Genomic DNA, 15,512 nt, shown 5'->3' on the forward strand with positions numbered 1-15,512 from the left:
CCCGTCCCGTGCCGCCGCCATGGGTGATCGCCCCGACAACTCCCCTACGGGAAGGGGCGGCTGACCTGGGGTCACCTAGGGGTCGGGCGTCCGGGTCCGGGGCGCGGGCGGGGGTAGGTGCGGGACTGCTTGACGCTGCCGTAGGCGAAGCTCGACTCGATCGAGGCGATGCCGGGGATGGCGTGGATCCGGTGCCGCACCAGGGCCTCGTACGCCTCCAGGTCCTCGATGACCACCCGCAGCAGGTAGTCGCTGCTCCCCGCCATCAGATAGCAGTCCTGGATGTGCTCGATGCCCGCGACGTGCTCCTCGAAGAGCCGGACCGCCTCCGCCGTGTGACGCTCCAGCCGGATCCGGACGAAGACGGTGACCGGCAGGCCGAAGGCGACCTGGTCGACCATGGCCGTGTAGCCGCGGATGAGGCCCGCCTCCTCCAGGCGCCGGACCCGGCGCAGGCAGGGGGAGGGGGACAGCCGGACGCGGTCGGCGAGGTCCTGGTTCGAGAGGCGGCCGTCGGCCTGCAACTCCCGGATGATCTGCAGATCGACCGCGTCCATGGCCGCGCTCCTCGGAGGTTCTGGGTGGTTCGTGGAGGTTCGGACGCCTTCGTGCCCGCTCTTCCGCGGTCCTTGGCAGATCCTGCCCCAAACGTAGGCCTGGGGGACAGAACTGGCAATCGGCTGCCCCGCCCCAGGGCCTAGCGTTGCCCAGGCACGGACCGGACCGGCCCGTGTCCCAGAGGCTGGAGCGTTTCCCTTGGTCGCGACGAACACCACCGGCGCGGCCGCGCCTCCCCCCATGGCAGCCCCGCAGGCCGGACACCCCGGCCGGCGCGGGCTCTCCCCGCAGGCCGAGGGCATGGCGGCGCTGCTGGTCACCGTGGCCATCTGGGCGGCCTTCGCCCTCAGCGCCCGCGCCCTGAGCGCCTCCTCCCTGCTGCCCGCCGACGCGGCCCTGCTGCGCTTCGGCGTGCCGCTCCTCGTCCTCCTCCCCGCCCTGTGGCGCCGCCGCCACCGCATCCTCGCGGTGCGGCCCGGACCCGCGGCCAAGATCGTCTGTGGCGCCGGGGTGCCGTTCTTCCTGGCGGCCATGCACGGCGGCGCCCTGACCTCGGCCGCCTTCGTCGGCTCGATCGTCCCCGGCATGGTGCCGCTCTTCGTCAGCGCGCTGATGGCCGCCCGCGGCCACGGCGCCCCCCGCGGGACCCAGCCGGCCGGGCTCGCGCTGATCGCCCTCGGCGTGGCCGCCCTCGTCTGGCGCTACGTGGTCCCGGTGGACGCCGACGTGCTGGAGGGCGCCGGCACCCTCCTCGTCGCCAGCGGCCTGTGGGCCCTGTACACGGTCGGTCTGCGCGACGTGGACCTCGACCCGGTCGGCTCCATCGGCCTGCTCTGCCTGCCGTCCTTCGCGGTGATCGGGCTCCTGGTCCTGACCGGGGTGCTCCCGACGGGCATCGCGCACGCCGCGGGCAGTGACATCGCGCTGTTCCTGGTGGTGCAGGGGCTCGGTGTCGGACTGTGCGCGGGCCTGTTGTACGCCTTCGCCATCCGGCGCCTGGGCGCCGGGCGCAGCTCCGTCGTCGGCAGCCTCAGCCCCGTCGCCGTCGTCCTGCTGGCCGTCCCGGTGCTCGGCGAGTCCCCGACCGTCGCGGTCCTGATCGGCGTACCGCTGATCACCGTGGGCGTGGTCCTCGCCAACCGCCGCCCCCGCACCCCGGCGGCCCCCGTCCCGGCTCCGGCCCCGACCCCGACCCCCGTCCGTCACCGTCCCGAGGTCCCCGCAGATGCTTGAGCTCCTTCCCCCGCCGCCCACCGACCCGCTGTGGGACCTGACGTACGAGTTCGGCACCGACGAGCGGCCCGAACGCCTCAACCTCGTCCTCGGCGTCTACCGCGACGAGGCGGGGAGCACCCCGGTCATGGCCGCGGTGCGCGCGGCCGAGATACGCCTGGCGGAGCGCTCCGAGTCCAAGGAGTACCGCGGGCTCTCCGGCAACGCCGCCTTCAACCGCGCCCTGCTGGGCGCGGTCCTGGGGGCCGGCGGACCGGCCGACCGCGCGGCGGCCGTCCAGACCGTCGCGGGCTCCGGGGCGCTGCGCCTGCTCGCCGACCTGATCTGCCGGACCCGCCCGGGCGCCACCGTGTGGATCAGTGACCCGGCCTACGTGAACCACCGGCCCATCCTGGAGGCCGCGGGCCTGAACGTGCGCACCTACGCCTGGCGCGACGCGGCCGGCGACTTCGACACCGAGGCGGCCCTGCGGGACCTGGCCGGCGCCCGCCGCGACGACGTCGTCCTGCTCCAGGGGTGCTGCCACAACCCCACCGGAGCCGACCCCTCGCGCCAGGCCTGGGAAGCGCTGGCCGAGCTGTCCGTCCGCGCGGGCTGGGTGCCCTTCGTCGACCTCGCCTACCACGGGCTGGGCGACGGGCTCGAAGCCGACCTGTGGGCCACCCGCATGCTGGCGCAGCGGGTGCCGGAGCTGCTGATCGCCGTCAGCTGCTCGAAGAACTTCGGCCTCTACAGCGACCGCACCGGCTGCGCCATCGTCCTCGGCTCCTCGGCCAGGGCCGTACGGCACGCCGAGACGGCCCTGCAGAACGCCGCCCGGACGCTGTACTCGATGCCGCCCGAGCACGGCGCGGCCGTGGTCACCACGATCCTCGACGACGACGGGCTGCGCGCCGCCTGGCGTGCGGAGCTGGACGTCATGCGGGGCCGGATCGCGGCCAACCGCACGGAGCTGACCGCCCGCCTGGAGGCGCTGGGCCACGGATCGCTGGCCGCGTCCCTCGCCCGGCAGAAGGGCATGTTCTCGATGCTGCCGCTCAGCTCGCAGCAGATGCTCAGGCTGCGCAGGGAGTTCGCCGTCTACGGCACCACCTCCGGGCGGATCAACATCGCGGGCATCCCCGTGGACCGGATCCCCTGCCTGGCCCGGGGGATCGCGGGCGTCCTCGACCCGGCCGGCGTACCCCGGGCCGTGCGGGCCGCCCGGACCGCCGGCGCCCTCGGCTGAGGCGCCGGACCCCGTCCCGGCCCCGTCCGCCCGGCCGCCCTCCGTGGACGCAGCGCCCCGCGCCGAGCCCTCGGATAGGGTGAATCGGTAGGAATCAGACCCCCCGGGGTGAGGTCGGTGCATTGGACACTTACCAGTCCGCGAGCGAGGTGCCGGAGCAGCCGGCGGCGGCCGTCGGCTACGCGGGCGTGCTCCGCGAGCTGCTGCCGATCGCCCTGTGGCGCGAGGACGCGCAGGGACGCATCGCCGAGTGGTCGCTGGCCGCACAGGACCTGCTCGGGCACCGCCGCGAGGACGTCCTGGGCCGTCCCGGCAGCTCCGTCCTGGTCCCCGAGGCCAACCGGGAGCTCGCCGACGAGCTGACCCGGCGGGTCCAGGCCGGGGAGACGGTCGTCGGCACCCTGCCGGTGCGCCACCGCGACGGGCACCGGGTCCCGATGGAGATGTGGATCGTGCCCGCCCGCGACGCCGGGGGCGGTACGGGAGCCCTGCTCATCGCCGTGGAGACCTCCCAGGTCCTGCACATGCGGGACTCGCTGGCCGCCCTCCAGAGCCTGTTCACCCAGTCGCCCATCGGCCTCGCCACCCTCGGCCCCGACCTGCGCTTCCTGCGGGTCAACGACGCCCTGGCCCGGATGAACGGGGTCTCCGCCGAGGACCACCTCGGCAAACGGCTCACCGAGGTGGTCCCCGGGGTCAACGCCACCGCGCTGGAGGCGATGATGCAGCGGGCCCTCGACGGGGGCACCGCCGTCGTCGACGTCCGCCGCACCGGCCGCACCCCGGCCGATCCCGAGCACGACCGGACCTGGTCCTGCTCCTACGCTCCCCTCCTCGACGGCGCCGGCCGCCGCCTCGGCCTGATCGCCTCGCTGATCGACATCACCGAGGGCCAGCGGGCCCAGGCGGACGCCGACCGCGCCCGGCACCGGTTCGCCCTCCTCGCCGAGGCGGGCACCCGCGTCGGCACCACCTTGGACCTGCGCCAGACCGCCCAGGAGATCGTGGAGGTGCTGGTACCGCAGCTCGCGGACTCGGCCGACGTACAGCTCCTGGAGGCGGTGCTCGAACCGGACGAGGCGGCCGCGTCCACGCACGGGGTCCTGCGCCGCCTCGCGGCCTCCTTCCCCGACCCGGCCGCCCCCACCGCGAAACTCGCCGCCGGGCAGACCTTCCGGATCCCCACGGGCACGGTCTACGAGCAGGTGATCGCCGAGGGCCGGTCCATGAACCTGTACACCTCCGACATCCCGGCACTGATCAGGGACCCGCGCGCCGGGCGGCTGCGCGCCTACCTCGCCACCCTGGGTTCGGCCCGCATGGTCCCGCTGGTCGCCCGCGGCACCGTGCTCGGCGCGGTCGCCGTCACCCGCACGCGCGAGCGCGAGCCCTTCGACGAGGAGGACTGCGTCCTGCTCGACGAGCTGGTCGCCCGCGCGGCCCTCAACATCGACAACGCCCGGATGTACACCCACCAGCGGCAGGCCGCCCTCACCCTCCAGCGCAGCCTCACCAACAGCGCCCTGCCCGAAGTGGCGGGCCTGGAGCTGACCGGGCGCTACCTGCCCGCCAGTGACCACGACGTCGGCGGGGACTGGTTCGACGCCATCCGGCTGCCCGGCGGGCGCACCGGGCTGGTCATCGGGGACGTCATGGGGCACGGGATCCACGCGGCGGCCGTCATGGGCCAGCTCCGTACGGCGGTACGCACCCTCGCGCGCCTCGACACGCCCCCCGCGCAGCTGCTCCGCTCCCTCGACGCCGTCGTGGCCGACCTGGGCGAGGACGAGATGGCGACCTGCGTCTACGCCGTCCACGACCCGGAGACGGGCTGCTGCGTGATCGCCCGGGCCGGACACCCGCCGCCCGCGGTGGTCGGCCCGGACGGGCGGATCCGCTTCCTCGACGGCCCGCCCGGCACCCCGCTGGGCACGGGAGGCGGGCAGGAGTTCGCCACGCAGGAGGTCCGGCTGTCCCCCGGGAGCCTGCTCGTGCTGTACACCGACGGCCTCATCGAAGCCCGGGACCGCGACCTCGATCAGGGCATGGACCAGCTGGCACAGGCGCTCAGCGCGGCGGACCAGCCGCTGGAGGAGTTGTGCGACACGGTCCTGGAGCGGCTGCTGCCGTGCGCCCCGCAGGACGACGTGGCGGTGCTGCTGGCCCGGACCCGCCGGCCCTGACGCGGCGTGCCCTGGCCGCGGGGCCCCCGGGTCACCAGGCCAGGTCCTCCAGCGCGTCGAGGTCCGGCTCAGCCGCCTCTGCCGGCCCGCCGTCCCCGGTCAGCGGCAGCTCGGCCCAGATGACCTTGCCGCGGTCCGTGTAGCGGGTGCCCCAGCGCAAGGCGTACTGCGCGACGAGGAACAGCCCGCGCCCGCCCTCGTCGGTGGTGGCCGCGTACCGCAGGTGCGGGGAGGTGCTGCTGCCGTCGGAGACCTCGACGATCAGGCTCCGGTCGCGCAGCAGACGCACCCGCACGGGCGCGCTCCCGTACCGGATGGCATTGGTGATCAGCTCGCTGAGGATGAGCTCGGTGGTGAAGGAGATGCCCTCCAGCCCCCAGGCGGTGAGCTGGGCCGAGCCCGCGTTGCGCACCCGGGAGACGGCCGAAGGGGCACCGGGCACCTCCCACTCGGCGATCCGGTCCGCCTCCAGCCGCCGGGTGTCGGCCACCAGCAGCGCGATGTCGTCGCTCGGGTTCGGGAACAGCAGTGCGGAGAGCACGTCCGCGCAGGCCTGGTCGGGGCTGCGGCCGGGCTGGGCCAGTGTCTCGCCCAGCAGGCGCAGCCCGGTGTCGAAGTCCCGGTCCCGGTCCTCCACCAGGCCGTCGGTGAACAGCACGAGCCGGCTCGCCTCGGGCAGCTGGAACTCGGCGGCCTCGAAGGGCATGCCGCCCACGCCGAGCGGGAGCCCCGTGGGCAGCTCGGGGAACTCCACCCATCCGTCGGGGCTGACCAGGGCGGGACCGGGGTGTCCGGCGCTGGCCATGACGCAGCGCCCGGAGACCGGGTCGTAGACCGCGTAGAGGCAGGTGGCGCCCGTGACCTGGGCCGGTCCGCCGCCCAGGTCCTCCCCGGCGCCGCCCTCCGCGTCCGCGGCCTCGCCCTCGGCGCCCCCGCCGCTCTCGTTCTGGTCGATCCGGTTGATCAGCTCGTCCAGGTGGCCGAGCAGCTCGTCGGGCGGCAGGTCCAGCGTGGAGAAGTTGTGCACCGCGGTCCTCAGCCGCCCCATCGTGGCCGCCGCGTGCACCCCGTGCCCGACGACGTCGCCGACGACCAGCGCCACCCGGGCGCCCGGCAGCGGGATCACGTCGAACCAGTCCCCGCCGACCCCCGCCTTCGCGGGCAGGTAGCGGAAGGCGACGTCCACGGCGCTCTGGTCCGGCAGCACCCGCGGCAGCAGGCTGCGCTGGAGCGTCACCGCCATCGCGTGCTCGCGGGTGAAGCGGCGGGCGTTGTCGATGGAGACGGCGGCGCGCGCCGCCAGCTCCTCGGCGAAGGACAGGTCCTCCTCGTCGAAGGGCTCCGGGGTGTCGGCGGCCCGCCAGAAGTTGGCCATGCCGAGGACGACGCCCCGCGCCTGGAGCGGTACGGAGATCAGCGAGTGCAGCCCGTAGTCGAGGGCGACGCGCGTCCCGGGGGCGTCCTGGGCGCGCCAGCCCATCGCGGCCTTCAGATCGGGGGCGAGCACGGCGTGCCCGGCGTCCAGGGCCGTGGCCATCGGCGCGGTCGGCACGTCGAACCGGATGACGTCACCGACCGGCTGGAGCGGCTGGTCGGTGCGGACCCCGCTCATGGCCGCCCGGCGCATCCCGGTGTACAGCCCGCTGACCACGGAGGGCTCGTCACCGCGCAGCACCGGGTCCAGCAGTTCCACGGTGGCGAAGTCGGCGAAGCGGGGGACCGCCACCTCCGAGAGCTCCTCCGCGGTGCGCACCACGTCCAGGGTGGTGCCGATCCGCACCCCGGCGTCGTACAGCAGCTGGAGGCGGCTGCGGGCCACCTCGGCCCGGCCGGAGAGCGCGGCGAGTTCGGTGGAGTCGCGCAGCGTCATGACGGTGCCGGACGGCTGGCCCGCGTAGGGCTTGGTGGGGCGTACGTTCACGGCGAGCAGCCGGTCGCCCGCCAGGTGCACCTCGTCCGTCGCGACGCGGCCGGAGACGAGCAGTTCCGCGGTGCGCGGTTCGAGGCCGAGGTCGCCGACGTGCCGCTGTTCGGGGTCGGGGGGCAGGTCGAGGAGGCGGCGGGCCTCGTCGTTGGCGAGGACCAGCCGGTGGCCGGCGTCGATGATCATGACGCCTTCGCGCACGGCGTGCAGGACCGCCTCGTGGTGTTCGTTCATCCGGGTCATCTCGGCGGCGCCCAGGCCGTGGGTCTGGCGCCGCAGCCGGCGGCTGACCAGCGCGGCGCCCCCCGTGCCGAGGAGCAGCGCGCCCGCGGCGGCGCCGAGCAGGAGCGGGAGCTGGTCCTCGACGGTGTCGGAGACGTTCTCCACCTCGATGCCGGTGCCGACCAGCCCGATCACGGCGCCACTGGCGTCGCGTACGGGAACCAGCGCGCGCACGGCGTCGCTCGGTTCGCCCGTGAAGGCCTCGGTGAAGGACTGGCCCGCTGCGGCGCGCGCCAGGTCTCCGGTGGCGCGCTTCCCGATCAGTTCGGGCCGGGAGTCGGTGTACCGGATCCCGTCGGTGCTCATGACGGCGATGAAGTCCAGCCCCGCGGCCTTGCGGGCCTCCTCGGCCAGGGACAGGAGCGCGGCGGTCGGGTCGTTGGAGCGCAGGGCCTCGGGGAGGCCGGGGGCGTGGGCGAAGGCCTCGGCGGCGGCGAGCGAGCGGTTGGCGGCGTCGCGCTGGCTGTCGAAGCGGGCCTGGACCACCAGGGCCGCCGCGGCCGCGGTGATCAGTATCAGCACGATCACGGCATTGAGGGCGAAGACCTGACCGGCGACGCTGTGGACCCACTTGGACAGGCGCGCGCGCAGGCGCTGGCCCCATCCGGTCGGCTGCCGACCAAAACGTCCGGTCATGAGCCATTTCTAACACTGTCGCGCTTGTTTGGGAGTGGCTGCAGGGACGGACTTCGCCGGGCGGTGCGCGTGGGTGCGCTCCGGGAGGGCACCCGGGCCCCGTGGACCGCTCCCCGGCAACGGCCGCGGCCCGGACCCCAGCGGGGGTCCGGGCCGCACCGTACGGGTGGGTCAGAGGACGTCGGCGGCGATGTTGGCCGCGACCTGCTCCAGCAGCGGACCCGCGTTCGGGATCGACTTCGCCGGATCGGGCTCCAGGTCCGTCAGCGAGTACGCCCGGCGGATGCCGGCCGCCTCCAGGGCCTCCTGGTCCAGCAGCAGACGGCCGCAGACGGCGACCACCGGCTTGCCCGCCGCACGCGCGGCTGCCGCCACACCTGCCGGGGCCTTGCCGTGGAGGGTCTGCTCGTCCAGCGAACCCTCACCGGTGATCACCAGCGTGGCCCGCTCCAGGGCCGGGGCGAAGCCCAGCACCTCCAGCATCAGCTCGATGCCGGGACGGAACGTGGCGCCGAGCAGCAGCGCCCCGTAGCCGATGCCGCCCGCGCCGCCCGCACCCGGGAGCACCGCGCACTCGGCGGCCTTCGCGCCGACCGACTTCTCCAGCACCACCGCGAAGTGGGCCAGGGCCGCGTCGAGCGTCGCCACGTCCTCGGGCGAGGCGCCCTTCTGCGGGCCGTAGACCGCGGGCGCGCCCTTCGGGCCCGTCAGCGGGTTGTCCACGTCGCTGGCGAGGACGAAGTCCACGTCGGCGAAGCGGGGGTCGATGCCGGACAGGTCGGCCGAGGCCAGCGAGGCCAGTGCGCCGCCGCCCGGACCGACCGGTTCGCCGTTCGCATCCAGGAACACGGCGCCCAGGGCGGCCAGCATGCCGGCGCCGCCGTCGGTGGTGGCGCTGCCGCCCACGCCGAAGACGATCGAGCGCGCACCCGCGTCCAGCGCGGCCTTCAGCAGCTCGCCCGAGCCGTACGTGGTGGCCGTCAGGGGGGCGAAGGTGCCCGCGGGCAGCAGCTGGAGCCCGGAGGCCTCGGCCATCTCGACCACCGCGGTGCCCTCGCGCAGCGCGAAAGCGGCCGTGACCTGGTCGCCGAGCGGTCCGGTGACCCGTACCTCCCGGCGCTCGAAACCGGCCGCCACCGCGGCCGCGACCGTGCCGTCGCCGCCGTCCGCGACCGGGAGGGTCTCGATCTCCACGCCCGGTACGGCCCTGCGAAGGCCTGCCGTCACTCGCTCCGCGACCTGAACGGCCGTGAGCGAGCCCTTGAATTTGTCCGCGGCGATGAGCACGCGCGCGGTCTCAGTTACTGCTCCGTCCGTCACCTTGCTATTCCCTTGCTATCGAACAGTGCAGTCGCGCCGCCATGAGCTTATCCGGAGGATCCTCCTATGCCCATGAGTGCTCTGGGCCACACCCGGCGCGCCATGCCCCTAAATAGGTATATACGCCTGCATAGTGTGGCCGCATGAGCGCGGATTCACCGGAACAGTCACGTCCAGACACCCCGGGCGAGGGCGCGCCCGACCTCACGGTCGTCATCGTGGGCGTGATCGCCGTACTGGCCGTGGTCGCCTGGGCCGCGCTCGCCGGGGACTCCTTCGACGCGGCGTCGGGCACCGCGCTCGCCTGGGTGCTGGAGAACTTCGCCTGGCTGTTCGTGATCGCCGCCGACGTGTTCCTCGTCATGTGCGTCGTGCTCGCGATCAGCCGGTTCGGCCGGATCCGGCTCGGCGCCGACGGCTCCGAGCCCGAGTTCACCAACCTCGCGTGGATCGCCATGATGTTCAGCGCGGGCATGGGCATCGGCCTGATGTTCTACGGGGTCGGGGAGCCGCTCACCCACTACCTGAACCCGCCCCCGGCCTCCGGGGCCGCCCCCGCCACCGGCGGCGCCGCCCTCGCGGCCATGGAGTACTCCTTCTTCCACTGGACCCTCACCCCCTGGGCGATCTACGGCATCGCCGGTCTCGCCCTGGCCTACGCGACCTTCCGCAAGGGCCGCGGCAACCGCCTCAGCTCCGCCTTCGTCCCCCTGATGGGCGAGGAACGGGCGAACGGGTGGCCGGGCAAGGCCATCGACCTGCTCGCCGTCTTCGCCACCGTCTTCGGCACCGCCACCAGCCTCGGACTGGGAGCCCTCCAGGTGTCCAAGGGGCTCAGCCTCACCACCGGCATCGAGGACTCCACCGGCGTGGAGCTGGTCATCATCGGCTCCCTGTCGGCGGCCTTCGTCCTCTCCGCCTTCTCGGGCCTGCACAAGGGCGTGAAATGGCTGAGCACCATCAACCTCGTGCTCGCCGCCACCCTGATGCTCTTCGTCTTCCTGCTCGGCCCCACCGTCTACATCCTCGACGTGATCCCCTCCAGCGTCGGGGGCTACCTCGACCAGCTGCTGCCCATGGCCAGCCGCACCGGCGCCTTCACCGACTCCGCCTGGCTCGGCGCGTGGACGATCTTCTACTGGGCGTGGTGGCTCTCCTGGGCCCCCTTCGTCGGCACCTTCATCGCCCGCATCTCGCGCGGCCGCACCATCCGCGAGTTCCTCATCGGCGTCCTGCTCGTCCCCAGCGGGGCCACCGTCGTCTGGTTCTGCGTGATGGGCGGCACCGCGATCCGGCTCGACTCCACCGGCGTCGTCGAATTCGCCGCCGAGCTCAAGGAGGGCACGGAGGCCTCGCTGTTCGCGATGCTGGACGCCCTGCCGCTGTCCGCGGTCACCTCGTGGGCGGCCATGCTGCTGGTCATGACCTACTTCGTCACCAGCGCCGACTCGGCCTCCCTGGTGATGGGTTCGCTCACCAGCCGCGGCTCCCTGCACCCGCCCACCTGGCTCGTCGTCACCTGGGGCGTGCTGATGGCCGCCGTCGCCGCCGTGCTCCTCGTCGCGGGCGGCCTGAAGTCCCTGCAGACCGCCACCATCCTGGTGGCGCTGCCCTTCGTCGTCGTCATGCTGCTGCTGTGCTGGGCTCTGGTCAAGGAGCTCCGCGAGGACCCCGGCGCCGGACCCGCCCGCCACCACGCCCTGCACGGCATGCGGGACGCGGTACGGGCCATGGTCGGCGACGCCATCACCGAGCAGAACGCCGCCCGCCACCCGAGGCTGCGGCGCGTGGCCGAGTCCAGGACCCGCGACGACACGGGCCCCGGCCCGGGTGCCGGGACGGCTGGGTAGGGTTGCGGCGTGACCACCACGGATGACTACGCCACGTACATCGCGAGCCTGCCCCGGGTGCTGGCCGGAGCGGCCGCCCTCTACCGGGACGCGCAGGGCCGGGTCCTGATCGTCGAGCCCAACTACCGTGAGGGCTGGGTCCTGCCGGGCGGCACCGTCGAGTCGGACCGGGGCGAGTCGCCGCGCAGCGCCGCCCGCCGCGAGAGCGCCGAGGAGATCGGCATCGACGTACCGCTCGGCCGGCTGCTCGCCGTCGACTGGGTGCTGGGCCCGGCCCGCCCGCCGATCGTCGCGTACCTCTACGACGGCGGGGTGCTGGACGCCGAGCAGCTGGCCTCCATCGAGCTCCAGCAGGAGGAGCTCCTGTCCTGGCGGCTGGTCGAGCCCGCCGAACTCACCGCCCACCTGCACGGATCCCTCGGTCTGCGCGCCGTGGAGGCCTGCCGCGTCCTGGAGTCGGGCGAGGGCACCGTGGAACTGGAGAACGGCCGCCGCCCTGCCGCCTCGTGACACCGGGGACCCCTGACACCGTGCCGACGCCGAGCAGGACAGAATTCAGCAGATGATCACCATGTACGCCTGGCCCAGCACCGCCGACGGGCCCGACGCCCTCGCCATGGTCCACTTCACCACCGACCAGCAGGCCGGCGGCGAGGTGACCCCCGAGGGGACGCCCGTCTGGCTCTTCGACACCGCGATACGCGAGGGCGGCTGGGCCCAGTTCACCGACTTCGAGGCCTGGTCCGCGCCCGCCCCCGGCTGGCAGGCCTTCTACCGCCGCGAGGACGACCTCCTCGCCGTCACCGGGCCCGGCGCCTGCGAGGGCTGGTACCAGGGCAACCTCGGCGCCGAGCCCGACTGGGTCGAGGCGGCCACCGCCCAGCAGAGCGTGGTCCTGCTCGCCGCCCCCGTCCAGCACCCCTCGCTCTTCGGCTACGCGGTCGAGGCCGGCGCCGCCTTCGCCCTCCTGGTCCCGCTCGCCGTCGTCTGAGACACCGCCGGCGCCGGGGTCACTTCTGCTCCAGCTCCAGCAGCCGCACCTTGCGGTCCAGCCCGCCGCCGTAGCCGGTCATCGCGCCCGAGGCCCCGATGACGCGGTGGCACGGGACGATGATGCTGACCGGGTTCTTCCCGTTGGCCAGGCCCACCGCCCGCGAGGCGTTCGGCTTGCCGAGCTCCGCGGCCAGCTGCCCGTACGACCAGGTCTCGCCGTAGGGGATCCGCAGCAGCTGGTCCCACACGCTGCGCTGGAATTCGGTGCCCTCCAGGTGCACCGGCACGGTGAACTGCCTCAGCTCCCCGGCGAAGTACGCCGTCAGCTCGCGGACCACCTCACCGAACGGGGCGGCGCCGGCCGGGACCCGCTCCCCGAAGGTCTCCTCGCCGGGCTGGTGGCGGTGGTCCGTCATGTAGAGGGCGCTCAGGACTCCGCCGGTGGAGACCAGCGTGAGCGGCCCGAGCGGGCTGTCGACGACGGTGTACTGCTTGCCGGTGGTGTTGCCGGTGGTGCGGGTGGTGACGCTCATGTGCGGTGTGCTCCTCAGGCGGGCAGGTGGTTGATGGGGTGGGCGTCGGTGGCCCACAGGTACTGCACGGCGTACGCGCGCCAGGGCCGCCAGGCGGCCGCCCGGGCGGTCAGCGCGGCGGGGGTGGAGGGCAGGCCGAGCCCCTGCGCGGCCCGCCGCACCCCGAGGTCGGAGGGCAGGAAGGCGTCCGGGTCGCCGAGCGCCCGCATCGCGATCACCTCCGTGGTCCACGGCCCGAAGCCCGGCAGCGCCGCCAGCCGCGCCCGCGCCGCCTCCCAGTCGCTGTCGATGCCGAGCGGCAGCGAACCGTCGGCGAGGGCCGTGACCAGGGTGGTCAAGGTGGTGCGCCGGCTGCGCGGCAGGGCCAGCGCCTCCGGATCCAGCCCGGCCAGCGCCTGCGGCGAGGGGAACAGGTGCGTCAGCCCGCCGTGCGGGTCCTCGACGCGTTCGCCGTACGCGGTGACCAGCCGGGCGGCGTGCGTACGGGCAGCCGCGGTGGACACCTGCTGGCCCAGGACCGCCCGTACGGCGAACTCCGCCGCGTCGACCGTACGGGGGACCCGGCGCCCCGGGGCCTTGTCCACGAGCGGGGCCAGCAGCGGGTCGCGGCGCAGCTGCCCGTCCACGGCCTCCGGATCGGCGTCCAGGTCGAGCATCCAGCGGCACCGGCTGATGGCGACGGTGAGGTCGCGCAGGTCGGTCAGGGCGAGGCGGCAGCCGATGTGGTCGGGCTGCGGGGTCAGGGCCACGACGCCCGTGCCGTAGGGCAGGCGCAGGGTGCGGCGGTAGGCGCCGTCCCGCCACTCCTCCACGCCCGGTACGGCCGTCGCGGCGAGGTGGCCGAAGAGGTTGTCGGGGTTGAGGGGGGCCCGGAACGGCAGCCGCAGGCTGATCGTCCCCGGGATCCGCGGCCCGGCGTCCCGGCGGCCGCCGGCCTTCGCAGCCCGCTCCCGCAGCTCGCTGGGGGAGAGCGCGAACACCTCGCGGACGGTGTCGTTGAAGGTGCGGATGGAGGAGAACCCGGCGGCGAAGGCCACGTCGCCCATCGGCAGCTCGGAGGTCTCGATGAGCAGCCGTGCCGTCTGGGCGCGCTGCGCCCGGGCCAGGGCCAGCGGCCCGGCGCCGAGCTCGGCGCCGAGCTGCCGTTCGACCTGGCGGGTCGAGTAGCCGAGCCGGGCGGCGAGACCGGGCACGCCCTCGCGGTCGACGACCCCGTCCTGGATGAGCCGCATGGCGCGGGCCACGGCGTCGGCCCGGGCGTTCCACTCGGGGGAGCCGGGGCTGGTGTCGGGCCGGCAGCGCTTGCAGGCCCGGAACCCGGCCTGCTGGCATGCGGCGGCGCTGGGCAGGAAGGTCATGTTCCGTGCCTTGGGCGGTACCGCCGGGCAGCTGGGACGGCAGTAGATCCGGGTGGTCAGGACCGCGGTGAAGAACCAGCCGTCGAAGCGGGCGTCCTTCGACTGCACGGCTCTGACGCAGCGCTCGGTGTCGGTGTGCATGGATCCAGGATCCCGGGGCGGACGGTGTGGGGCTGGCGGTTTTCCGACATCAAGGCTACGCCGTCCCGGCCAGCCGGTGGGCCGATACCGCCAGGGTCAGGGCGATCAGGTCGTGCGGGCGCGACAGCGACCGGGCGGTCAGGTGCTCCAGGCGGCGCAGCCGGTTGAAGACCGTGTTGCGGTGACAGTACAGCCGCGTGGCCGCCCGCCCCGCGGACCCCTCCGCGGCCAGCCAGGCGTCCAGGGTCTCCAGCAGCACCGCCCGGTCCGCCGGGTCCAGCTCCAGGAGCGGACCCAGGACCTCCTGCACCAGCTCCGCGGCCAGCTCGGGCTGGCGTACGACCAGGGCCGTGGGGAGCCGCTGCGACAGCCGGACCAGGGACCGGTCCTCCGCCCCGCAGGTGGCCAGCGCCGTCTCCGCCAGCCGCCTGGCCCGGCCCAGCTCCGCGAGCCCGTCCACCACGGGGCCGATCCCGCCGGGGCCCGGGCAGCGGTCGGCCAGCTCCGCCGCCAGTTCGTCCAGCGAGGAGGACCCCAGGGCCACGACCGCGAGCTCGTGCTCCGCGCGCATCCGCCAGAACAGCCGCATCCCGCCCACGGCCGACACCCGGTGGACCGAGTCCCGCCGGTCGACCGGGAGCACGACCACCGCGTACCGGCCCTGCTCCGGCAGGTCCAGGCCCGCTGCCGCCCGCGCCGCCAGCCCCGGCGCGGCGTTCCCCTCCAGCAGCGCGTCCAGCAGCGCCTGCACCCGCTCGTCGCTGCGCCGCCGCATCTCCAGTTCGCCCTCCCGGTAGGCCTCGGCGGTCGCCGCCGCCTGCTGTTCGATCCCGGCCCACATCGCGCCCGCCGTCCGGGCCAGCACCGGCAGGGCCTCCGGATCCTCCTCCGTGACGATGTCCAGCAGGGCGTCCCAGGTCAGCCGCCCGGCGCGCCGGTACGCGTACAGCAACAGGTCCAGCGGGAGCCCCTGTTCGGCCCGCCGCCGCCCCAGCTCCTGCGCGTAGTCCAGGTCCTTGCGGGAGTCCGAGCGGCGCGCCGCGAAGGCCTCGATGCCGTACCGCATGGCCTCGGTGACCTGCTGCCAGTGCTCGTCACGGGGCACCGCGAGGTCGAACAGCGGGGAGTGCTTCGCCAGGTCGCCGATCAGCTGTTCCGTCAGCGCCGGGACGCGTTCCAGCAGCACCTCGGCCGCCGTCAGCAGCACCGACCACTCCGCTTCCGTGCGCGCCCTGCGTCCGCCCATGGCCGCAGAGGATGTCATCCGCCGGGC

The 15,512-nt window shown here is 74.3% G+C and carries 12 protein-coding genes; 6 read left to right on the plus strand and 6 right to left on the minus strand.

What is annotated here, in order from left to right; all coding sequences use genetic code 11:
* Window positions 1-71 precede the first annotated feature (71 nt).
* The gene (locus IO30_RS0133445; protein ID WP_031149360.1) at window positions 72-557 is read right to left on the minus strand and encodes an Lrp/AsnC family transcriptional regulator; all 486 of its coding nucleotides are present in this window, start codon (window positions 555-557) and stop codon (window positions 72-74) included.
* A gap of 199 nt (window positions 558-756) precedes the next feature.
* Here IO30_RS0133445 and IO30_RS0133450 point away from each other — a divergent pair, with 199 nt between their 5' ends.
* From IO30_RS0133450 to IO30_RS0133460, 3 genes are all read left to right on the plus strand, one after another.
* Window positions 757-1,791, plus strand: coding sequence for a DMT family transporter (locus IO30_RS0133450; protein ID WP_237403390.1), 1,035 nt, complete (start codon window positions 757-759; stop codon window positions 1,789-1,791).
* On the plus strand, window positions 1,784-3,019 hold the full coding sequence (locus tag IO30_RS0133455) for an aromatic amino acid transaminase (protein ID WP_031149364.1): 1,236 nt from the start codon (window positions 1,784-1,786) through the stop codon (window positions 3,017-3,019). Before IO30_RS0133450 ends, IO30_RS0133455 begins: the two co-directional genes overlap by 8 nt.
* Before the next feature lie 122 nt (window positions 3,020-3,141).
* Complete coding sequence (locus IO30_RS0133460) at window positions 3,142-5,202, plus strand: SpoIIE family protein phosphatase (protein ID WP_031149366.1); 2,061 nt, start codon at window positions 3,142-3,144, stop codon at window positions 5,200-5,202.
* A gap of 31 nt (window positions 5,203-5,233) precedes the next feature.
* On the opposite strand, the gene IO30_RS0133465 is transcribed toward IO30_RS0133460, so the two are convergent.
* Together IO30_RS0133465 and IO30_RS0133470 are read right to left on the minus strand one after the other, a co-directional pair.
* Entirely contained in the window at window positions 5,234-8,044 is a 2,811-nt protein-coding gene (locus IO30_RS0133465) for a SpoIIE family protein phosphatase (RefSeq protein WP_031149368.1), read from the minus strand.
* Between the two features lie 171 nt (window positions 8,045-8,215).
* Window positions 8,216-9,364: a glycerate kinase gene (locus IO30_RS0133470; protein ID WP_031149369.1), complete on the minus strand. Its 1,149-nt coding sequence runs from the start codon at window positions 9,362-9,364 to the stop codon at window positions 8,216-8,218.
* A 143-nt stretch (window positions 9,365-9,507) separates the two neighbouring features.
* Here IO30_RS0133470 and IO30_RS0133475 point away from each other — a divergent pair, with 143 nt between their 5' ends.
* Genes IO30_RS0133475 through IO30_RS0133485 form a run of 3 tightly spaced genes read left to right on the plus strand, consistent with a single transcriptional unit; the run spans window position 9,508 to window position 12,205 of the window.
* Complete coding sequence (locus IO30_RS0133475; protein ID WP_031149371.1) at window positions 9,508-11,214, plus strand: BCCT family transporter; 1,707 nt, start codon at window positions 9,508-9,510, stop codon at window positions 11,212-11,214.
* 9 nt (window positions 11,215-11,223) lie between these two features.
* A complete protein-coding gene (locus IO30_RS0133480; RefSeq protein ID WP_031149373.1) occupies window positions 11,224-11,724 on the plus strand; it encodes an NUDIX domain-containing protein in 501 nt (166 codons plus the stop codon).
* A 52-nt stretch (window positions 11,725-11,776) separates the two neighbouring features.
* A complete protein-coding gene (locus IO30_RS0133485) occupies window positions 11,777-12,205 on the plus strand; it encodes a hypothetical protein (protein WP_031149374.1) in 429 nt (142 codons plus the stop codon).
* Between the two features lie 19 nt (window positions 12,206-12,224).
* Here the strand turns inward: IO30_RS0133485 and IO30_RS0133490 are convergent, their stop codons facing one another.
* The 3 genes from IO30_RS0133490 to IO30_RS0133500 are packed head-to-tail and all read right to left on the minus strand — an operon-like array spanning window position 12,225 to window position 15,485.
* The gene (locus IO30_RS0133490) at window positions 12,225-12,740 is read right to left on the minus strand and encodes a methylated-DNA--[protein]-cysteine S-methyltransferase (protein WP_031149376.1); all 516 of its coding nucleotides are present in this window, start codon (window positions 12,738-12,740) and stop codon (window positions 12,225-12,227) included.
* A 14-nt stretch (window positions 12,741-12,754) separates the two neighbouring features.
* Entirely contained in the window at window positions 12,755-14,239 is a 1,485-nt protein-coding gene (locus IO30_RS0133495; protein WP_031149378.1) for a DNA-3-methyladenine glycosylase 2 family protein, read from the minus strand.
* A gap of 55 nt (window positions 14,240-14,294) precedes the next feature.
* The gene (locus IO30_RS0133500; RefSeq protein WP_031149380.1) at window positions 14,295-15,485 is read right to left on the minus strand and encodes a PucR family transcriptional regulator; all 1,191 of its coding nucleotides are present in this window, start codon (window positions 15,483-15,485) and stop codon (window positions 14,295-14,297) included.
* Between the last annotated feature and the right edge of the window lie 27 nt (window positions 15,486-15,512).

It is taken from the genome of Streptomyces xanthophaeus (assembly GCF_000725805.1).
GTDB lineage: Bacteria > Actinomycetota > Actinomycetes > Streptomycetales > Streptomycetaceae > Streptomyces > Streptomyces xanthophaeus.